Origin of the sequence: Kitasatospora sp. NPDC051164, assembly GCF_044455625.1 — a bacterium.
GTDB lineage: Bacteria > Actinomycetota > Actinomycetes > Streptomycetales > Streptomycetaceae > Kitasatospora.
The window spans coordinates 110,176-129,138 of record NZ_JBITFB010000024.1; the positions used below are offsets into that span (position 1 = coordinate 110,176).

Consider the following 18,963-nt stretch of genomic DNA (forward strand, 5'->3'; position numbering starts at 1 on the left):
GGCGAGTGCGCAGAAGCGGTGCTGACGGCAACTCAGGCCCTGAACTCGAGCGGCCTCTTGGTGCTCCCAAGGGTGTCGAAGCCGACGAGCGCTCCAGGAGGCGCTGGTGTCCCATCGGGTACGCCGCCGGGGGAGGGGTCGGATGAATCTGAACCGTTCAGTTCAATTGATCAACCAGACGGTTCAGTCTTGACTCTGAACTGGATCGTGTAGTTCAGTTGAGGCATGACGACGACTCAGCTCGCCGCGGCCCAGGCCGCCCCCGTCCGTTCGACCACCACCGTCCGTTCGACCACCACCGTCATCGATCCCGTGCACACCTTCGAGGGCGCCGGCTTCCCCGTCCGCCGCCCGTTCCCGGTGGCCGAGCTTCCGATGCTCGACCCGTTCCTGATGGTCGACCAGACCGGTCCGCTGCTGCTGGCCCCCGGCGAGGCCAAGGGCGCCCCCGCCCACCCGCACCGTGGGTTCGAGGCGGTCTCCTACCTCATCGAGGGCTCGATGGACTGGGCCGACTCGACCGGCCGGCGCGGCACCAGCGTCGCCGGCGAGGTCGAGTGGCTCACCGCCGGTGCCGGCATCGTCCACTCCAACGAGCCGACCGCCGAACTGCTCGCCCACGGCGGCCGCCAGCACATGCTCCAGATCTGGGTGAACCTGCCCGCCCGGCTGAAGGACCTCCCGGCCCGCAGCCAGAACCAGGGGCCCGACACCATCCCGGTGGTGCACACCGAGGACGGCAGCCGGGTCAAGGTGATCGCGGGCCGCAGCCACGGCGTGGCCGGACCCTTCGAGACGCACCTGCCGGTCCTGCTCGCGCACGCCGTGCTGGCCGCCGGCGGGCAGGCCGAATTCACCGTGCCGGTCGGCCACAACGCCGCCGTCTACGTGCTCTCCGGCGCCGTCGAACTGCCCGACGCGCCGCTGGCGGACGGCCAGCTCGCCGTACTGGCGCACGACGGCGAGCGGATCGCCGTCGCCGCGCCGGACGGCCCAGCCGAGGTACTGGTCCTGGCCGGCGAGCCGATCGGCGAGCCGGTGGCCCGCGGCGGCCCGTTCGTGATGAACACCGCAGCCGAGCTCCGGCAGGCCCAACTCGACTTCTCGAACGGAAAGTTCGGGAGGATCCCGGAGTGAGTCCGGGAGTGCTGGACACGGCGGCAGGGGCGGGCACGCGCTCGGCGCAGCCGCCGACGGGCAGCGCCGGCCGGGGCGTACAGGGGTCGCTCCGGACCGGCTTGCTGCTCGCGGCGGTCGCCGCCCCAGGGGCGGCCGGACTCTCCAGTCCGAGCCTTGTCCTGCCCGCCATCGCGCGGGAGCTGCACACCAGCCCCGGCTCCGCCGCCTGGCTGATGAGCGGCTACGGGCTCGGCATGATGCTCGGTACCCCGCTGCTCACCGGCACTGCCGGGCGGCGCGGCCCCCGGGCGCTGCTGCTCGCCTCCGCGGGGGCGCTGCTGCTCGGCGTGCTGGTCACGCTCGCCGCCGGGGCGGCCCTCGGCCCGCTGGTCGCCGGGCGCGCTCTGCTGGCGGTCGGCGCCGCCGGATTCAACGTGGCCGCCTTCCAGCTGGCCGCGCGCCAACCGGACGGACGGGCCTCCGGGGTCGTCGCGATCGGCAGCGCGGCGGGCGGCACTGCCGGGCTGTTCATCGGCGCGGCGGTGGCGGCCGGGCTGGGCTGGCGGGCCTGCCTGGTGCTGCCGGTGCTGACCTTCGCGGTGCTGCCGGCCGCACTGCGCGGGTGCGCCGGACCGGAGGCGGCGCCGGGCCCGGGTGCGGGGGCGGGGGCGGAGGCGGCGCGGGGCGCGGGTGCGGGTGTGGGTGTGGGTGTGGAGCCGGCGCGGGGCGCGGGCGCGGGTGCGGCGTGCCGCTCGTTCCGCGGCCTGGACGCCCTGGCGGTGCCGCGCTTCCGGGCCGTCGCGGCGGTGATGCTGGTCCTGGCGACCGTCAACTTCGGCCTGGTGTACGGCGCGCCCCGGCGGGTCGCCGCGCTGACCGGCTGGAGCGCCGTCCAGACCGGCGCCGTCGGCTCGCTCGCCACCCTGACCGGCGCGCTGCTCTCCTGGTCGCTGGTGCGCGCCGCGCCCCGGCTGGGCCTGCGGCGGACCACCGGCCTGCTGCTCGGCGTCTCGTTCGCCGCACTCGCGCTCGCCGCGTTCGGCCCCTGGGCGCCGCTGGTGCTGCTGGGCGCCGGGGCCAGCGCCTGCGTCACCGCGGGCGGCCAGGGCGTCCTGACCGGCGCCGCCACCGAGGCCGTGGCGCCGCAGCGGCGGTCGGAGGCGATCGGGCTGTTCAACCTGGTGTTCCTGCTCGGCGCGGCGCTCGGCCCGCAGCTGGCGGTGTTCGGCGAGCGGATCGCCGGGCTGGGCCCGTACGTCGCCTCGCTGGTGCACTGACCGGACGCGCCGCCGAGTGCCGCCGGGTCGCCCGTACACCGGCCGGAGTGCCGACGGAGTCGCTGCCGGGCCGGGCGCCAGGAGTACCGACCGAACCGTTCAGTTTCCTATGCTGGTCCGTACCGTCTCCCCCCGAGCACCCCGAGGAGAACCCCGATGGCCGCCGACAGCCCCCAGCCGATCGACGAGTTCGGCATCCCGATCATCCCGAGCCCGGTCGACGCCGCCCAGCGGCGCCGGCAGGCGATCATCGACGCGGCCCTGGCCGAGTTCCTGAAGGAGGGCTACTCCGCCGCCTCGATGGACGCCATCACCGCGCGCTCCGGTGTCTCCAAGGCGACCATCTACAAGCACTTCGGGAACAAGGAACGGCTCTTCCTCGCGGTGATCGGCGGCATACTGCCCACCACCTACGAGGACCTCAAGCCGTGGAACTCCACCATCGCCGAGGCCGCCGACCTGCGCTCCGCACTGATCACGCTCACCCTCGACTGGACCCGCATCCTGCTGCGCCCCGACATCATGTCGCTGCGCCGGCTGGTGATCGGCGAGATCGACCGCTTCCCGCAGCTGGGCCAGCTCTGGTACCGGGTCAGCTACGACATGAACAACGGCCCGCTGATCGAGGCCTTCGCCGAACTGGACCGCCGCGGCGTGCTCGCCGTGGAGGACCCGGCGCTGGCCGTGCAGCAGCTGGTCGCCTGCACGGTGGGCGTGCCGCAGCTGGTGCGGACGTTCAGCCCGGAGGCCGAACTGGACGAGGCCGAGATGCACCGGATGATCAGCTCCGGGGTCGACCTGTTCCTGGCACGGTACGCGCGGGAGCAGTGACCACGGCGACGGCGGGCCCGGCGGCCGGGGCCGCCGTCACGGTCGGAGCAGCGGCCGTCGGCGCCGCGGCCGGATCGGCGTCCGGCCGGCGACGGCGCCGCCGCAGCCCGGCCACCAGCAGCAGCACCGCCGTCCACGCGCCGGTGCAGAGCACCTGGCTGCGGCTGCCCGGGTCCACCAGCATGAACACCAGCACCCCGGCCATCGCCGCCAGCGCCAGGTAGCCCAGGTACGGGAAGCCCCGCATCGGGGCCGCCTGCTGCGGCCCGCGCTCCTGCTCCGGCCAGTGCTCCTGCTGCGGCCCGTCCGTGCGCTGCTGCCGGCCGTGCAGCCGCAGGTGGGAGGCGGCGATCAGGATCCAGACCACCAGGATCGCCGTCCCGATCGAGTTCAGCAGGAACGGGAAAACGGTCCGCGGCCACAGCAGGCTGAGCACCACCGACGCGAAGCCGAACGCGGCCGAGGCGAGCACGGCGCGGCCGGTGCCGGTCGGGGCAGCCGAGGTGCCGGCCGCGTCGGCCGAGCCGTCGCCGCTGCGGTCGGCCGACCGGCCGCGGCGGGTCAGCAGACGTGGGGCGTCGCCGCGGGCGGCGAGGGCGTGCAGCATCCGCGAGGAGCCGTAGATGTTGGCGTTCATCGCTGACAGCAGGGCCACCAGCACGACGGCGTTCATCAGCTGCGCCGCGCCCGGCACCCCGATCCGGCCGATCGCCGCCGCGTACGGGCCGCCGGCGACCGCCGGGTCGTCCCACGGCACCACGGCGACGATCACCGCCATCGAGCCGATGTAGAACAGCGCCACCCGCCACAGCACCGTGCGCACCGCCCGGCGCACCGCGGCCACCGGGTCCTCGCACTCGGCGGCGGCGATGGTCACCGTCTCCAGCCCGCCGTACGCGAACACCGCCGCGATGGTGCCCACCGCGACCCCGTGCCAGCCGTGCGGCAGCAGGCCGCCGTGCGCGGTCAGGTTCTCCGCGGCCGGCGTCCGGCCGGTGAGCACGGCGGCGGCGCCGAGCAGGATGAACGCGCAGATCGAGGCCGCCTTCACCCCGGCGAACCAGAACTCCAGCTCGCCGAAGTGCCGCACACCCGCCAGATTCGTCCCGGTGAACAGCGCCATGAACGCCGCCACCCACACCCAGGCCGGCACCTGCGGCAGCCATCCCGCCACGATCCGGGACGCCCCGATCGCCTCCGCGGCCACGCTCACCACCAGCAGGGCCCAGTACATCCAGCCGGCCAGCAGCCCGGCCCACGGCCCCCAGGCGCGGGTGGCGTGCGCGGCGAACGACCCGGAGCCGGGGCGGGCGGCGGACATCTCGCCGAGCATCCGCATGACCAGCACCGTGAGCACCCCGGCCACCACGTACGACACCACGATCCCGGGCCCCGCCGCGGCGATCCCGACGCCGGAGCCGACGAACAGCCCGGCTCCGATCGCACCACCCAGCGCGATCATGGCAATGTGGCGCTGTCTCAGCCCACGACTGACCGACCGGTCCTCGGACATCACGTCTCCCCCCGTTGTGATCCAACCGGGGGAGATCCTGGCCCCGACCGCCCGTCGTGATCAAGTCCTCCGGCCGGTCCGACCGAGGCGTGGACACCCGTCGACCGGAGTGCGGGACGGCCGTCGGCCCGGACCCGGGGTGAAAACTCCCCAGCCTGCCGGTGCCACGCCACGCGCCGGCTGTGACCGGAAGCGATACCTGGCCGCCGGCACTGCCAGTTGGCCACAGCCCCACGTGAAGCGGAGCCCCAACCAAGGCTTGCCCGCCCGGGGGGACCTGGCCGTGCAGCCGGACTGCTACCGGACAGGGCCGGCCAGCGTCTCGATCGGTCCCAGGTCCGGATTGGGCTCGCGGGTGAGGCTCGCCAGTTCCTCGGGCGGTTCACTCCCGTCCCTGACGATCGTCACGTAGGCCCTGGCCTCCCGCAGGCCCATCCGCGGGGCCTGCTTGCGCAGATGCTGCATGGCGGCGGCGGTCCCGACGGAGTCCGCGAGGCGGCGGACGGCCGCGGCGAGGGGGTCGGGCGCCCTGGTGCCCTTGACCTGCCAGAGGTAGTCCCCCTCCCAGTCATCGGTCCAGCGGGTGCCGGGAACGAAGTGGATGCTCCCGTCCTCCCGGTCGACCAGTAGAGGGCCGCCGAGCAGGTTCCCGCGCAGAGCAGGGTTGCGGGCGCCCTCCGCCGAAGTCCAGTAGGCGAGCCACCCGACCGACCACTCCTCGACGGCGTAGACGGCCAGCTCCGGGAGCAGGCTCGCCCCTTCCCAGTTCGGCCGCTCCCGCGCCAGCAGGGACTCGACCAGCTCGACCGCTCGTTCCTTGGAAATCACGGTCCCATCCTTCACTCCGGCTCAACCGGATTTCCGCGCACCCGGTCGTCGATCCGGTGCCGCCCGGGCGCGGAGGCGCGTTCTCTCGATGCCGCGTCAGGCGGCTGCCTCAGCTGACTCCGGTGACGAAGTGCGGCGCCCGCGCGAAGAGTGCCAGGTGCGCCAGGTGCGCCAGAGAAACACCGGCCAGGCAATCGCTGCCGCCAGACCGCCAACGGCAAAGGCCGTCACCAGCAGGTAGGAAGAACCGCCCCCCGTTGAAAAGACTCCGCCAGGGGCACCGGAGTCCAGTGCTGCGGCCGTCCCGCCGATCCGCATGGAATCCGGTCCGTCGTAAAGGAGGACGTCCGTGCGCGTGGAAGCGCCGTCCGCCGCCTTCCAGCCGCCGTAGAAGTCGCAGGACCCGTGGCTGCAGGACTCCCGGACGGCAGTGAACGTCCCGATGACTCCGCTGCCGCTCTGCGCCTTCCAGGCCGGTACGAGATCAGGCGCGGCCTTGGCAATGCCGACGAAGGCTATGAAGGGCAAGCCGATCCAGAGGAATATCGACATGCGCCAGTGACGCTTTGCGGGGGAATCGCTCATGATCGTGGAGCCTACGATGGGGGCCGGTTTTCGTAAAACCCTTTCAGTCGCGCAACTCGCGCAACTCCCCCCAGAAAAGGCATATTTCACCCTTTCGCATTCATGGCGATGAGGCGGCCTCACTCGGGTACCTCGCCCTGAATACCGCCCCGCAACGACGGTGTGGACTTCACATCTCCTCGGCAACGGCTGGAGCAGCATGACGGCGAGCCGACCCGGCCCCGGGCGCCCGGGACCGGCGGCGTCGTGACCCGGGTGAACGGGCGCGGCAGGCGTGCCGCGCTACCTACGGGAGGCGCGAACCGCGCCAATGACGATCGCGATCGGGAAGGACACCAGGAAGAGCGTCACCGCAGGCCAGAGCGGATCGCCGTTGACGACTGCGTTCATGAGCGTGCGGACACCGGCACTGATGACATGCATGCGCGTATCGTAGCGCCACCGCCGCCCCGGCCCTGGCGCTCCGCCAGGGCCGGGGCGGCGGTGTGAGCCGGTGCCCGCCGTGACGAAGGGGCCGTCCGGGGCGGCCCGTTGCAGGGGCAGGATGGTCTTGCCATCCGTGATGCGTCCGTCGCGGACCATGGCGAGGGCGCCGGCGAAGGGCAGTTCGAGGACCTCGATGTCCTTGCCGTCCTCCTCGAGGCCGCCGCCGTTTCCGGTGCGGTGGGCCTGGGTGTAGGGGCGGCGTAGAAGTGCAGCCGCTCGGTGACCGAGCCGGGGCGGCGCCGCGGCGGCCCGCACCACACCGAGGGCCTCGATCCGGTGCAGCTCCAGGTACAGGGTCGCGTGCTCAGTCCCGATTGCCGAGGACAACGCTGTCGGCGACCTTCTGTGGGGTCGGTTGGTGGGCCTGGTGGAGTTGCCCGGGAGCGACTGGTCGGGCCGGCGTGCTATTTTTTGTGAGCAGTCGTTCAACTACGGAGGTTTCGGTGGGCCGCAGACAGCTCTGGGATCAGGCGGAGGTACTGGCCTCCGCCATGCGACTGTTCCGCCACCGGGGTTACCTCGGCGCCTCGCTGCGGGACATCGAGGAGGCGACCGGGCTGCACCCGGGAAGCCTGTACCGGGTCTTCGAAAGCAAGGACGGCCTGTTCCGCGCTGCCCTGGACGCCTACAACGACCAGGTGGTGCAGGGCCGGGTCCGGGTCCATCTCCTGGAACCGACGGACCCCGTGGCGGGCATCCGGTCGTTCTTCACCTCGGCGTTCGAGACCGGCCTCGATCCAGACCCGGGCTGTCTGCTCACCAACACCGCCGTGGAGTCCTTCACCGTTCCGCAGGCCACCGCCGGAGTGCGCCGAGGGCTGGACGTGATCGAGTCCGGCTTCGCCGACGCGCTGACGCGGGCCCGCGCCCTGGGCCTGCTGTCGGCGGATCTGGACGTCGAGGTGTCGGCAGCCCGGCTGCTGGCGCTCTATCAGGGGCTCCTGGTGCTGGTCAGAGCCGGCACGCCCCACACGAAACTGCACACCATCACCGATGGCGCGATCGCGTCGATCGGCCCCATGAAAGAGGGACAGCGATGAGTGACTCACAGCAGCTCTGGACGAACTATGCCGCGTGCTGGTCGGCCGACCCCGGCGAGCGGCTCGCCGCCCTTCGCACGGTCGCGGTCGACGACGTCGCCTACCGGGACCCGGGCACGGAGGTCAGCGGGCTGACCGAGCTGGCCGCCTACATGACCGGATTCGCAGGAGCCTTCCCCGGGCACCGGTTCCGGATAGACGAGGTCCTCGACCACCATGACCGCTCGCTCGCGCGGTGGACCCAGCTCGGCGAGCAGGACGAACCCGCCATGGCGGGCGTGAGCACCGCGCTCCACCGCGACGGCCGACTCGCCGACATCACCGGGTTCTTCCTCCCCGCGTGAGCGGATCTCGCAGCCTCGCCGAGTACGTCGCCGATCAACTGGCGCCGCTCGGCGAGGTCACCATCCAGCGCTACTTCGGTGGCTGGGCACTGCGCCGCCACGGCAGGCAGTTCGCGATGGTGATGGACACCCTCTACCTCCGCGTCGACAGCGCGGCCCGCTCCTCCCACGCGAATTCCGGATCCAAGCCGTTCACCTACCACGCCGCAGGCCGCGAGGTGGTGGTGCACTCCTACTACAGTGTCCCGGCGGAGGCGATGGACGATCAGGCTGAGCTGTGCTCCCTGGCCCGCACGGCACTCCGCTGATCAGCCGATCCGTTGCTGTAACCCGCCTGGGATGTGCGGCGGCCCATACCCTGTGGGAGGCCTGCCGCTCGGCCTCCGCGAGCCGGGCCGATTCGGGCAGCTGCTCCTCACTCAGGCCGCCGACCCGAACACAATCAAGGACCTCTGTGCGATCCGCGGGTACACCGATCCGGGCACACGGACAATCCGAAACGCGTTCACGGTCGAACAGCCGTAGGAGGACAGAGATGATCAAGATCGAATATCTCCGGACCGGTCCGTACGTGGAGCGCGGTCGGGAACACCGGGAGGGCGTAGACCTGGCAGCGGTCAGCCGTGGCGACCTGCGGTGGTACTACTTCCTGTCCGATCTCTCGTTCGCAGTCGACGGGGTCGAACTCGGCCCGCCATGGTCATGGACGCCGGTGCTGGACTTCGTGTGGCAGTTACGCGGGGTGCTGGGTGACCTGGAGCGGGGTGAGGCTTCGACGTTTGCTTCCACTGAAACCGCCGACCTGCTGTGGTTCACGCCCGAAGCCGGGAAGATCCGAATCTCGGCGACCTACACCGAGGCGGAGGTTGTCTGCTCGCTCACCGAGCTGAGGGGCGCGTGGGTGACCTTCCGGGACGCCGTGCTGGCCGAACTTGGCGACGAGTATCCGCAACTGGCGGCCAACCCGGCGCTCGCGGAACTTGGGCACTGACCGGAACGTCGGCTGATCGGCGGCCGGCAGCATGTGGACATCCGAAGCAGTTCAGGTAGTTCGGTGATTTCAGGCGGTAAAGTCGCCGCCCGCCGTCCCGACGATGAGACGGGACGGTGCGATCGGGGTATCGAAGCCGATCGCTGCGACACAGCGGAGCGAAATTCCGATGCCGAAGACCACCGTATGCGGCTGGTCCAGGACAAATGTGTTCTGCCCGTCGAGTCCGGTCCGGTGCTCCCCCTCGAACGCGAGATCATTGAATTGCTGAATCACGCTCGACGGGACGCCGCTGACTCGGGAACAGGTCATCCGGACAGTGGTCGAGCGCTCCTTCGACTCCTTCTCGGCGCAGGACCTCCTGGCCATGGGCGAGGCCTGGGAACGCCACGTCGCCGGTGATGCGGGCCTTCGAGCCGGCCCGCTTCACCGGCGACGTGGTTCCTGCTCGCTCCGACCTCGGCGCTTGGCCGACCGGTAGGGATGGTCGGGCCGGGCGGGGCCGGCTCAGGTGTCGGTGTGCTGGGGCAGCAGCAGCTCGGCCAGCGTCCCGCCGCGGGGGGCCGGGGAGAGCTGGGCGGTGCCGCCGTGGAGTTCGGCCACCCAGCGGACGATGGCGAGGCCGGTGCCGGTGCCGGTGCTCGCGGGTCCGGTGACGCGGCGTTCGAAGACCCGGGCGTGGTCTTCGGCGGGGATGCCGGGGCCGTGGTCCCGGACGGTGATGCGTCCCGGGGTGACGCTCACGTCGACCGGGGTGCCGCCGCCGTGGCGCAGGGCGTTCTCGACGAGGTTGCGGACGGCCTGGGCGAGCAGTTCGGGGTCGCCGTTGACGATGGCGGCCTCGGTGGTGAGCGTGACGCCGGTGTGGTCGGGGAGTTCCTCGACGGTCTGTTCGACGAGCTGGTCGAGCCGTAGCGGGGTCAGCTCGATTTCCTGGGTGCCGGCTTCGACGCGGGCGCGGGCCAGCAGGCCGGTGACCAGGCGGCCCAGGCGGTCGACCAGTCGGACGGCCTCGTCCAGGGCGGCGGGTGCCCGGGTCGGCGTGCTGTTGCCGCCTTCGACCACCAGCCGCAGGGTGGCCAGCGGGGTGCGCAGTTCGTGTGCCGCCTCGGCGAGGAACTGTTCCTGCTGTTCGAGCCCCTGCAGGGCGGGTCGCATGGCCCGCCCGGACAGGAGGTGGCCGACCGCGGCGGCGGCCAGCACCAGGGCCGCGCAGCCCGCGGCCAGCCAGTGCAGCAGTCGGGTGTGGGCGGCCAGGCTCCGGGCGGGGTCGGCGCCGACCAGGACGGCGGCGCCGATCCTGTCGTTGTCCCAGACAGGGGCCGCGGCCCACTGGTATTCCCGGCCGTCGACGTCGGCGCTGACCAGGACGGTCTCCTGGTCGTGCTGGACCTGCTGCCAGATCTCGTCCAGTGCCGCCTGGCCGGGCAGGGCGGTGGGGGAGTCGCGGGCGTAGCGGATCTGCGGCCGGGCGTGTTCGGGTGCCTGGAGGACGCCGAGCATCTCGGCGCTGCGGGCCAGGTCGTCCTCCGACAGCGCGTCGAGGTGCAGGACGCCGCCGTCGTAGTACGTCGTGCGGGCGAGCCCGTCCGCCCGGTGGCTGACGCCGTTGTCGAGTTCGTCCGTCCGGGACCGGCCGTCGGTGCGCACCGCGATGACGGCGAGCACCAGAAGGCAGGCGGCGGTGGTCGCGGCGAACAGCAGGGTCATCGCCCAGCGGGCGCGGTGCAGGCGTGCGACGGCGGGAGTGCGCGGCGTCACAGGCCCGGGGCCTGGTCGTCGATGCGGTAGCCGACACCGCGCACCGTCCGGATGAGTTCGGGCGGGCCCAGTTTGCGGCGCAGTTGGCCTATGAGGACGTCGACGACGTTGGAGAGCGGTTCGGCCTGCTCGTCCCAGCAGCGTTCGATGAGGTCGGTGCGGGTGACCACGTCGCCGGCCCGCAGCATCAGGACCTCCAGGACGGAGAACTCCTTCGCGGTGAGGGTGAGGAGCACGCCGGCTCGCCGTACCCGGCGGCGCGGCAGGTCGAGTTCCAGGTCGCCGACCCGCAGCTCGGGCAGCCGTGCGGGCTGGCCGCGACGGCACAGGGCCCGCACCCGGGCGCTGAGTTCGGCGAAGGCGAAGGGTTTGACGAGGTAGTCGTCGGCGCCGTGCTCGAAGCCGGCCACGCGGTCGGTGACCGCGTCCAGGGCTGTGAGCAGGAGGACCGGCAGGGTGGAGCCCCGCCTGCGCTGGGCGGCGAGGAGGGTGAGCGCGTCGCCGTCGGGCAGGATGCGGTCGGCGATGAGGCAGTCGTAGGTGTTGACCGCGAGCTTGAAGTCGGCGTCGGCGAGATCGCCGGCGAAGTCGACGGCGAAGCCGGCTTCGCGCAGGCCTCTGATGATCACGGGGCCGAGTTCGGGGTCGTCCTCCAGGACAAGTACACGCATGACGGGCGAGCCTACTGGGCCGAAAAGGGTACGAACGCCGCTGTAGCGGTGCTTGGCCGTTATCCGGTCGGTGTCCGAAGGCCCGGTGCCGTCACGCCGCGGCCGGACGGACTTCCGCGTGCGGGGGCGGTGTGTCTGTGCCGTCGGAGGGCCGGGGAATCTGGTTCTGGGGGCGGGCCGGGCGGCTGCCCGGGCTTCCTCATGTTGGCCTCATGGGCCGGCTGACAGTGTGCGGGCATGGCAAAGATTCGTACTCGTGTAATCGGCATCACCGCCGCAGGCCTGGCCGCTTCGGTCGTCGCGGTCTTCTGTGTCCAGTCCGCTCAGGGATCCGACGCCCTGGCGGGAGCACCCCGCGCCGAGGTGCGTGTCGACCAGGTCGGCTACACGCCCGGTGAGACCAAGCACGCCTACCTCATGTCCTCCCACCCCGCGTCGACGGCGTCCTTCCGGGTACGTGACACGGCCGGGAAGGAGGTGCTGAGCGGCAGGGTCGGAGGCTATACCGGGCGGTGGAACGACGCCTACCGCAACGTTCACACCCTGGACCTGTCCCGCCTGACCGAGCCCGGCGACTACCGGGTGGAGGTGTTCGGGAACATCAACGCGGTCTCCCCGCAGTTCCACATCGCACCCGCCGGTGAACTGTTCGGCAAGCTCATCCAGGACAACGTCGGTTTCTTCCAGGCCCAGCGTGACGGAGCCGACGTCGTGCCCACCAAGCTGCGGCGCCGGCCCTCCCACCTCACGGACCGCCAGGCCACCGTGTACGACACGCCCGCCTACGACGAGGACGAGAAGGTCCTGACCGCGCCCCTCAAGCCGGTCGGCGGCCCGGTCGACGTCTCCGGCGGCTGGCACGACGCCGGTGACTTCCTCAAGTTCACGCACACCGCGTCCTACTCCACCGCCGGTCTCCTGCTCGCGCAGCGGACCACGCCCGTCGGCGGCAAGGAACTGGCCGCCGAGGCCCGCCACGGGCTCGACTGGCTCGACAAGATGTGGGACGACAAGTCCCGCACCCTCTACGCCCAGGTCGGCCTGGGCAAGGGCGACACGGACGACGGCTCCGGCAGGATCCGCTCCGACCACGACGACTGGCGCCTGCCCGAGGCCGACGACGCTCTGCAGGTCAAGCCCGGCGACCCGAACTACCTGATCAAGCACCGCCCGGTCTTCCGCGCGGCACCCCCCGGCAAGCCCATCAGCCCCAACCTCGCCGGGCGCGTGGCCGCGACCTTCGCCCTGGCCGCACAGCTGGACGCCGCCGACAACCCCGCCCGGGCACACGAGGAGCTGGAGAAGGCCGCGCACGTCTACGCACTCGCGGACACCACTCCCGGCGACAAGCTCGTCACCGCCTTCCCGCACAGCTTCTACCCCGAGGCGTCCTGGCAGGACGACATGGAATTCGGCGCCACCGAGATGGCCCTCGCCGCGCAGGCCCTCGACGACAGCCGGGCGGCCGGCTGGACCAAGCAGGCCGGCCACTGGGCCAAGCAGTACCTCGCCTCCGACACCCTCGGCACCCTCGGACTCGGCGACGTCAGCGCACTCGCGCACGCCGACCTCGCCAAGCTCCTCGACTCCGGCGCCCAGAGCACCGAGGCCACCCGCGGCGACCTCGTCGCCGACCTCAAGCGCCAGCTCGACGACGGCAGCTCCCGCGCCGCCAAGGACCCCTTCCGGGCCGGCGCCGTCTACACCGACTTCGACTCCGTACCCCACACCTTCGGCCTGGCCGCCACCGCCCAGCTGTACCAGCGCGTGACCGGCGACTCCCACTACGAGGCGTTCGCCACCCAGCAGCGCAACTGGACACTGGGCGCCAACGCCTGGGGTTCCTCCTTCGTCATCGGAGCCGGCAGCACCTTCCCGCACTGCCCCGAACACCAGCCCGCCAACCTCGCCGGTGACCTGAACGGCGAAGGCGACATCCTCCGGGGCGGCGTCGTCAACGGCCCCAACGCGGCAGACAAGCTCAAGGACCTCAACTCCTTCCCCGGCATGCGCAAATGCCCGACCAACGACGGCAACCCCTTCGCCGCGTTCGACGGCCACGGCAGCGGCTTCATGGACCACGTGGGCGCCTGGCAGACCGTCGAATCCGCAGACGACTTCACCGCCACCGCCCTGCTCTCCTTCACCCTCTCCGCCGCACCCCAGAGCCCAGAGACCAGCCGCAGCTGACACCAAGCACCAAGTACCAAGCAACAAGCAGCACGCCACCGCGCCACCGCGCACCGGACGCGCTGGAGCACAGCCGCGGCGAGCCGATCCGACCCTTGGCGCAACCGCACCGCGGCCCTCGCGCTCCGCGGCACCGAGCACGCCTGGGCCCGCTCCTCCGCACGTGCGTCGCAGCGGGTTCTGACGGGCGGCGGGGGGGGGGGCCCCCCCCCCCGGGCGGGGGGGCCCCCCCCCCGCCCCCCCCCCCCCCCCCCCCGCGCGGGGGGGGGGCGGGGGGGGGGGGCGCGGCGCGGCGCCCCCCCCCCGGGGGGGGCCCCCCCGCCGCGTCGGCCACCCGAGCACCTGCCGAGGCGCTGTTGTTGTAGAAGGGCGTGCCGCGCTCCGGCCCCGCCCGGCTGCCCGGCTGCCGTCGTCCGTTGGCCGTCGCACCGGTCGGGCCGCGGCCCGACCGGCCGTCCTCATCGTTGGCCTCCGGCCGCGGGCCGGCTCGGCCCCGGTACCCTCGGCCCTGCCTGTGCCGGCGGTCCTGTGAGGACCCGGTCAGGGCCGGAGGCTGAGCAGCTCGGCGGTCTCCGTGCGCTGGTTCCAGGCGATGACGGCCAGCGGCATCATGAAGAGGAACGGGGTCCCGGCGTTCTCCCCGTGCATCGCGGTGAGCTGGGTGACGAACGCGAACACCAGGAAGACGATGAGTGCCGTCGCGGCCGGCCCGGCCAGTCGCCCGACCAGTAGGCCGATCGCCCCGGCGAGCTCCACCAGTCCGGTCAGGTACATGAACCAGTGGCCCCAGCCGATGGCGTCGAAGACGGTTGTGGCGGCGGGGAGGGCGAGCAGCTTGGGCAGCGCGCTCGCCAGGGCGAAGAAGAGCGCGAGCAGGATCCGCAGCGTCCAGACCGTCCGGACGACGGTCTTGCCGGACTTCACGGCGGTGGCGGTGCTGGACATTTCAGGTCTCCCCGGGTCGGCTGTCGTTGCTTTCTCAGGTTTGACCGCCGCCACCGTCTGAACTCATCGGTCCGGTGGGAGGAAGTTTTCCGGCAGCCCGCGCGGCTCGGGCTCGCCCATGGGATCGGCCCTGCCCGGGACCGCCCTCAGCCGTGGCCCCCGGGCACAGGACCACGCTTTCGTTCGGCTGGTGCCCGCGCCTCGGTGCCCGTTGCCCGGCCGCCTGCTGTCCGCTGCCCTCCGGCCGGTGGCCGCGTTGCCGTACGGGCGGCGGGCGCCCGGCGGTCCGTTGTCTGCCGGGTGCCGTGCTCCCGCCGGCCGTTGGCAGCTGACCGATGTCGGGCGGGTGGCGGCGCGCAACTCGGCGTTCCGGGCGCGGGGTTGCCCGCCGCGCAGCGGCCGCGGGGCGGTCCGGCGGGCGCGTGCCCCGGCCCGCCCCGCCCGTCCGGCCCGCCCCGCCCGTCCGGCCCGCCCCGCCCATCCGGCCCGCCCGTTCCACGGCTCTGCGCATGCGTGGTGTGGGGCCTCCGCGCATGCGCATGGCCGGCCATGGCGCACGCAAGCGGTCCTTGTGCAGAGGTCTCCGCGCATGTGCCTGCATGGTCGCGCAGGAGATCCGGGACAAGGCCCGCCGGCCGGACCTTACCGAATCCGAGCGGTTCCCCTGGCTCCTGGTCGAGCGGGCCGGGCTGTGGGGCGAGGACCCGGGCGGCGCGGGTGTCGACGGGCGTGCGGGGCGCGGTGCAGGCGGCCCGCGCGGCGGATGTCGTGTGACGGCAGTCCGGCGGTCGCCTGATCTGATGGCCATATCGTCTGCCCAATGGGCCGAACGGGTTGCCGATGTGCGGTCATGAACACCCACCGGCCGGTCCCCAGTAGCTTGGTGCGTGCGGGCCCTGACGGGTGGGCGTGGGTCGGGAGGAGTGCACCATGCGTAGATTGTCGATCATCGTGGCGGCGGTCACGGGGGCCGTCGCCCTCGTCCTGGGGAGCACCGCCGTGGCGGGACCGCCGGGGCAGCGGCTCGCCGCGCGCTACCTGAACATCCACCAGTGCGTGTACTACGGCCCCGGTGGGCATTACACCAACCTGCTGCCGAACACCGCCGGCACGCCCTTCAACACCGGGACGAACGTCTCCAACACGCCGGACACGGCGCTCTCCTGCGGTCCGGGGAGCGGGGACTGGAGGCCGGCGCCCGCCAACTCTGCGGTGAAGGCGTTCGACCTCGCCGCCGGCCGCTACCTGAACGTCCACCAGTGCGTGTACTTCTCGGCCGGCCAGCACTACACGGCCATCCTGCCGAACACCCCGAACGTCAACTTCAACACCGGCACCAACGTCTCGGACACACCCGACACCGTGCTGCGGTGCAGCCCGGGCGGGGGCGGCTGGACGCTGACGCTCGCCAACTCCGCCGTCAAGTCCTTCGACCTGGCCGGCAACCGCTTCCTCAACCTGCACCAGTGCGTGTGGACGTCGGCCGGCATGTACTACATGGGCGTGCTGCCGAACACCCCGAACGCCAACTTCAACACCGGCACCAACGCGGCCGACACGGCCGACACCGCGCTCAGCTGCCGCCCCGGCGGTGGAGGTTGGTCGCTCGACCCCCTGGACTCGGCCCTCCGCCCGCTGGGCAGCTGAGCCGGGTGCACGGGGCCGTGATCCACGGGGCCGCGACGGGGGCCGACCCGTCGCGGCCCCGCGGCACGTGCCGAGGCCGGAGGTGCCGCCGTCCCGCCGCCGCCCGACCCCTAGTACGGCGCAGCCGGTCCTGAGGCGCCGTTAGGCGCCGGCCGTGTGGGCGGCCCGGCGCCGGCGCCGGGCCCGTGCGGCCGGCCCCCAGCCCGCTCCGGAACACGGAGCGGGCCTCCGCGCACCTCAGGACTTGCCCCTACCCCGCCGCCTCCAGCTCCGTCCACCCGCATGGCCGCCCGCCCCTGCTGCCGAGCGGGTGCCGGATCGGCGCGGCCGGGCCCGCTGCACCAGGTTCCCGATCCGGGCGGCCCCGGCCGGGACGGCGGCGGGCATCTCGCCGGTCGCCGGATCCTCCTCGGCGGCCAGCCATAGGTTCGCCACCACCGAGTGCACCTTGGAGGCCGATACCGATGGGCGCCGAGCCGGGCGGGGGCAGGGCGCCCGGGGGCGGTCCTCAGCGGCCTGGGTGGTTCCCCGCCCACACCGGGGGAGTGCGGTCCGACCACGGGGCGGCCTCTTCGAGTTGTCCGGCGAGACGGAAGAGGCGGCCCTCGCGCCCGTAGCCGGCGGCGAACTGCATGCCGACCGGGAGCCCCGTGCCGGGGTCGGCCGTCACCGGCACCGACATGGCGGGCGTGCCGGCCACGTTGAACGCTGCGGTGAAGGGCGAGAGGTCGAAGAGCCGGCGGAGCCAGCCGGGGCCGTCCAGTGTCTCCGCCCCTCGGCCGTGGGTGCCCAGGGGCACCGGGAGGTCCGGCACGGTCGGGGTGAGCAGGACGTCGTACGCGTCCAGCGAGCGTGCCAGGCTCCGGGAGACCCGGTTGCGGACGGCCAGGGCGGCCACGAGTTCGGCGCCGGTGACCCGCCGCCCGTAGTAGTAGCTGGCGAGGATCGGCGGTTCGAGGGTCGAGAAGTCGACCGGCCTGCCCGAGGCGGCGGCCAGTTCGTCGACCGACACCGTGAGGTTCGCCGTCCACTGGCGGGCGTTGGCCAGGACGAACTCCTCCCAGTTGACGCCGAGTTCGACTTCGGCCTGCTCCACTCGGTGGCCGAGGGACTCCAGCAGGTACACGGTGCGCGACAGCGCCTCGGCCACGGGCGCCGTGGTGCGGTGTCCGCCCCAGGCCTGGGTGAGGACGCCGATCCGCAGGGAGCCCGGATCCCGGGAGACCTCCTGCACGTACGGCCGGGGCGGCTGCGGGGCGACGTAGGGGTCACCCGCCGCCGGGCCGCCGATCAGGTCGAGAAGGACCGCGCTGTCGCGCACGGTGCGGCTGACGCTGCCGTGCACGGCCAGGCCGTTGAAGATCTCGTCGACATCGGGGCCGACGGGTATGCGGCCACGGGTCGGCTTCAGACCGAACAGGCCGTTGTAGGCGGCGGGGATGCGGATCGAGCCCGCCGCGTCGGTGGCGTGCGCGAGCGGCACGATCCCGGAGGCGACGGCCGCGCCCGCGCCGCCGCTGGAGCCGCCGGCGCTGCGCGTGAGGTCCCACGGGTTGCGGGTGGGGCCGTACAGCACGGGTTCCGTCGTGGTGCTGTAGGCCATCTCCGGGGTCGCGGTGCGTCCGAACGTCACGAGGCCGGCGCGACGGAAGCGTGACATCAGGGTGGAGTCGGCGGCGGCGACGTTCCCGGCCGCGAGGCGGCTGCCGAGTTCCGTCCGTCGGCCGGCCATGGTGACCCCGAGGTCCTTGATCAGGAAGGGGACGCCGGCCAGCGGCGCACTGCCGGGGCGAGGCGAGTCATCGGCGGGCCAGGTCTCCACGACGGCGTTGAGGTGCGGGTCGACGGCCCGTGCGGCCTCCCGCGCGGCCGCCTCCACTTCGGCGGGGGTCACCTGGCCCCGGGCGATCAGTTCGGCGAGCCCGACCGCGTCGAAGCCCACGTATTCATTGACGTCCACTGGGTCACTCCTGGAATCGAGATCGATACCGCTCAGTCTTCAACGATACCGATCGGTATCGCGCGGAACGGACTGGTACCGTAGCAGGAAGGGCGAGACGTGCAGGAAGCGGACGACCCGCAACGGACGACCCGCAAGCGACCGGAGGCCCGGACCAGCCATGACATCGCCCGCCAGACGACCGACCCGGGTGGCCAAACTGCCGCCCCGCGAGCGCATCCTCGACGCCGCGGAGGAGCTCTTCCGGAGCGAGGGGATCCAGCGCGTGGGCGTCCAGGCGATCGCCGAGAAGGCCGAGACCACCAAGATGGCGATCTACCGCCACTTCGAGACCAAGGACGAACTGGTCGCCGAGTGGCTGCGAATCGTCGCCGCCGACTACCAGACGGCGTTCGACCGGGTCGAGGCCGAGCACCCCGGCCGACCCGGGGAACAGATCCTCGGCGTGGCCCGCTTCATCGCCGAGGGGCTGCCCGCGATCTCGCACCGGGGCTGCCCCTTCATCAACTCCCTCGCCGAGCTGCCCGACCGCGCCCACCCCGCACGGCAGGTGATCGAACAGCACAAGGAGCGTCAGACCCGCCGACTCGTCGGCATGTGCGCCCAGGCCGGGCTGCCCGACCCCGAGCAGACCGCGGCCGAGATCACCTTCGTCCTCGAAGGCGCTCAGGTCAGCACGCAGAACGGCAGCATCCACCGTACCGGCGAGCGCCTGATGCGGATCGTCGAGGGGATCGTGGACCGGGCCGCGGTGTCCGCCCCAACCACCCGCTGA

The 18,963-nt window shown here is 72.5% G+C and carries 18 protein-coding genes and 1 pseudogene; 10 read left to right on the forward strand and 9 right to left on the reverse strand.

Translation table 11 applies throughout. From position 1 onward, the window contains the following. Positions 1-225 precede the first annotated feature (225 nt). The 3 genes from ACIBEC_RS31700 (at position 226) to ACIBEC_RS31710 (ending at position 3,227) form a co-directional block, all read left to right on the forward strand. Complete coding sequence (locus ACIBEC_RS31700; RefSeq protein ID WP_360502598.1) at positions 226-1,137, forward strand: pirin family protein; 912 nt, start codon at positions 226-228, stop codon at positions 1,135-1,137. Continuing rightward, positions 1,134-2,396: an MFS transporter gene (locus ACIBEC_RS31705; protein ID WP_360502596.1), complete on the forward strand. Its 1,263-nt coding sequence runs from the start codon at positions 1,134-1,136 to the stop codon at positions 2,394-2,396. The genes ACIBEC_RS31700 and ACIBEC_RS31705 overlap by 4 nt, the downstream gene beginning before the upstream one ends. A gap of 156 nt (positions 2,397-2,552) precedes the next feature. Continuing rightward, on the forward strand, positions 2,553-3,227 hold the full coding sequence (locus ACIBEC_RS31710; RefSeq protein ID WP_360502593.1) for a TetR/AcrR family transcriptional regulator: 675 nt from the start codon (positions 2,553-2,555) through the stop codon (positions 3,225-3,227). Here ACIBEC_RS31710 and ACIBEC_RS31715 read toward each other — a convergent pair. From ACIBEC_RS31715 to ACIBEC_RS31730, 4 genes and pseudogenes are all read right to left on the reverse strand, one after another. Next, a complete protein-coding gene (locus tag ACIBEC_RS31715) occupies positions 3,178-4,689 on the reverse strand; it encodes an amino acid permease (protein WP_360502590.1) in 1,512 nt (503 codons plus the stop codon). The genes ACIBEC_RS31710 and ACIBEC_RS31715 overlap by 50 nt on opposite strands. A gap of 348 nt (positions 4,690-5,037) precedes the next feature. After that, positions 5,038-5,568 carry a YrhB domain-containing protein gene (locus ACIBEC_RS31720; RefSeq protein ID WP_360502588.1) on the reverse strand — a complete coding sequence of 177 codons (531 nt, stop codon included), beginning with the start codon at positions 5,566-5,568 and terminating at the stop codon, positions 5,038-5,040. A 96-nt stretch (positions 5,569-5,664) separates the two neighbouring features. Continuing rightward, positions 5,665-6,153 carry a hypothetical protein gene (locus tag ACIBEC_RS31725; protein ID WP_360502586.1) on the reverse strand — a complete coding sequence of 163 codons (489 nt, stop codon included), beginning with the start codon at positions 6,151-6,153 and terminating at the stop codon, positions 5,665-5,667. A gap of 498 nt (positions 6,154-6,651) precedes the next feature. After that, a pseudogene (locus tag ACIBEC_RS31730) lies at positions 6,652-6,872 on the reverse strand (GDP-mannose pyrophosphatase); the annotation flags it as partial. 210 nt (positions 6,873-7,082) lie between these two features. On the opposite strand from ACIBEC_RS31730, the gene ACIBEC_RS31735 reads away from it, so the two are divergent. The 4 genes from ACIBEC_RS31735 to ACIBEC_RS31750 all read left to right on the forward strand — a co-directional run bounded on the left by ACIBEC_RS31735 (position 7,083) and on the right by ACIBEC_RS31750 (position 9,014). Beyond that, a complete protein-coding gene (locus ACIBEC_RS31735; RefSeq protein ID WP_360502583.1) occupies positions 7,083-7,679 on the forward strand; it encodes a TetR/AcrR family transcriptional regulator in 597 nt (198 codons plus the stop codon). Beyond that, positions 7,676-8,023: a nuclear transport factor 2 family protein gene (locus ACIBEC_RS31740; RefSeq protein ID WP_360502580.1), complete on the forward strand. Its 348-nt coding sequence runs from the start codon at positions 7,676-7,678 to the stop codon at positions 8,021-8,023. Before ACIBEC_RS31735 ends, ACIBEC_RS31740 begins: the two co-directional genes overlap by 4 nt. Next, on the forward strand, positions 8,020-8,331 hold the full coding sequence (locus tag ACIBEC_RS31745; RefSeq protein ID WP_360502577.1) for a TfoX/Sxy family protein: 312 nt from the start codon (positions 8,020-8,022) through the stop codon (positions 8,329-8,331). Before ACIBEC_RS31740 ends, ACIBEC_RS31745 begins: the two co-directional genes overlap by 4 nt. A gap of 227 nt (positions 8,332-8,558) precedes the next feature. Next, a complete protein-coding gene (locus tag ACIBEC_RS31750; RefSeq protein ID WP_360502574.1) occupies positions 8,559-9,014 on the forward strand; it encodes a hypothetical protein in 456 nt (151 codons plus the stop codon). 69 nt (positions 9,015-9,083) lie between these two features. On the opposite strand, the gene ACIBEC_RS31755 is transcribed toward ACIBEC_RS31750, so the two are convergent. The 3 genes from ACIBEC_RS31755 to ACIBEC_RS31765 all read right to left on the reverse strand — a co-directional run bounded on the left by ACIBEC_RS31755 (position 9,084) and on the right by ACIBEC_RS31765 (position 11,446). Next, entirely contained in the window at positions 9,084-9,383 is a 300-nt protein-coding gene (locus ACIBEC_RS31755) for a hypothetical protein (RefSeq protein WP_360502571.1), read from the reverse strand. A 138-nt stretch (positions 9,384-9,521) separates the two neighbouring features. After that, the gene (locus tag ACIBEC_RS31760) at positions 9,522-10,775 is read right to left on the reverse strand and encodes a HAMP domain-containing sensor histidine kinase (protein ID WP_360502568.1); all 1,254 of its coding nucleotides are present in this window, start codon (positions 10,773-10,775) and stop codon (positions 9,522-9,524) included. Continuing rightward, positions 10,772-11,446, reverse strand: coding sequence for a response regulator transcription factor (locus ACIBEC_RS31765; RefSeq protein WP_360502565.1), 675 nt, complete (start codon positions 11,444-11,446; stop codon positions 10,772-10,774). The genes ACIBEC_RS31760 and ACIBEC_RS31765 overlap by 4 nt, the downstream gene beginning before the upstream one ends. Positions 11,447-11,683: 237 nt before the next feature. Here ACIBEC_RS31765 and ACIBEC_RS31770 point away from each other — a divergent pair, with 237 nt between their 5' ends. Continuing rightward, positions 11,684-13,636 carry a glycoside hydrolase family 9 protein gene (locus ACIBEC_RS31770; protein WP_360502562.1) on the forward strand — a complete coding sequence of 651 codons (1,953 nt, stop codon included), beginning with the start codon at positions 11,684-11,686 and terminating at the stop codon, positions 13,634-13,636. 540 nt (positions 13,637-14,176) lie between these two features. Here the strand turns inward: ACIBEC_RS31770 and ACIBEC_RS31775 are convergent. Next, the gene (locus tag ACIBEC_RS31775) at positions 14,177-14,581 is read right to left on the reverse strand and encodes a DoxX family protein (protein ID WP_360510064.1); all 405 of its coding nucleotides are present in this window, start codon (positions 14,579-14,581) and stop codon (positions 14,177-14,179) included. 930 nt (positions 14,582-15,511) lie between these two features. On the opposite strand from ACIBEC_RS31775, the gene ACIBEC_RS31780 reads away from it, so the two are divergent. Further along, positions 15,512-16,228 (forward strand): hypothetical protein, encoded by a 717-nt coding sequence (locus tag ACIBEC_RS31780; protein ID WP_360510063.1) that lies wholly within the window; start codon positions 15,512-15,514, stop codon positions 16,226-16,228. Between the two features lie 508 nt (positions 16,229-16,736). Here ACIBEC_RS31780 and ACIBEC_RS31785 read toward each other — a convergent pair. After that, positions 16,737-18,188 carry an amidase gene (locus ACIBEC_RS31785; RefSeq protein ID WP_360510062.1) on the reverse strand — a complete coding sequence of 484 codons (1,452 nt, stop codon included), beginning with the start codon at positions 18,186-18,188 and terminating at the stop codon, positions 16,737-16,739. A gap of 160 nt (positions 18,189-18,348) precedes the next feature. Here ACIBEC_RS31785 and ACIBEC_RS31790 point away from each other — a divergent pair, with 160 nt between their 5' ends. After that, positions 18,349-18,963, forward strand: a complete 615-nt coding sequence (locus ACIBEC_RS31790) for a helix-turn-helix domain-containing protein (RefSeq protein WP_360510061.1) — start codon at positions 18,349-18,351, stop codon at positions 18,961-18,963.

Coding starts and splice junctions, on each gene's coding strand:
- ACIBEC_RS31700 (WP_360502598.1), top strand. CDS start 226: ATGACGACGACTCAGCTCGCCGCGGCCCAGGCCGCCCCCGTCCGTTCG.
- ACIBEC_RS31710 (WP_360502593.1), top strand. CDS start 2,553: ATGGCCGCCGACAGCCCCCAGCCGATCGACGAGTTCGGCATCCCGATC.
- ACIBEC_RS31725 (WP_360502586.1), bottom strand. CDS start 6,153: ATGAGCGATTCCCCCGCAAAGCGTCACTGGCGCATGTCGATATTCCTC.
- ACIBEC_RS31715 (WP_360502590.1), bottom strand. CDS start 4,689: ATGATCGCGCTGGGTGGTGCGATCGGAGCCGGGCTGTTCGTCGGCTCC.
- ACIBEC_RS31740 (WP_360502580.1), top strand. CDS start 7,676: ATGAGTGACTCACAGCAGCTCTGGACGAACTATGCCGCGTGCTGGTCG.
- ACIBEC_RS31755 (WP_360502571.1), bottom strand. CDS start 9,383: ATGGCCAGGAGGTCCTGCGCCGAGAAGGAGTCGAAGGAGCGCTCGACC.
- ACIBEC_RS31790 (WP_360510061.1), top strand. CDS start 18,349: ATGACATCGCCCGCCAGACGACCGACCCGGGTGGCCAAACTGCCGCCC.
- ACIBEC_RS31775 (WP_360510064.1), bottom strand. CDS start 14,581: ATGTCCAGCACCGCCACCGCCGTGAAGTCCGGCAAGACCGTCGTCCGG.
- ACIBEC_RS31770 (WP_360502562.1), top strand. CDS start 11,684: ATGGCAAAGATTCGTACTCGTGTAATCGGCATCACCGCCGCAGGCCTG.
- ACIBEC_RS31750 (WP_360502574.1), top strand. CDS start 8,559: ATGATCAAGATCGAATATCTCCGGACCGGTCCGTACGTGGAGCGCGGT.
- ACIBEC_RS31780 (WP_360510063.1), top strand. CDS start 15,512: ATGCGTAGATTGTCGATCATCGTGGCGGCGGTCACGGGGGCCGTCGCC.
- ACIBEC_RS31765 (WP_360502565.1), bottom strand. CDS start 11,446: ATGCGTGTACTTGTCCTGGAGGACGACCCCGAACTCGGCCCCGTGATC.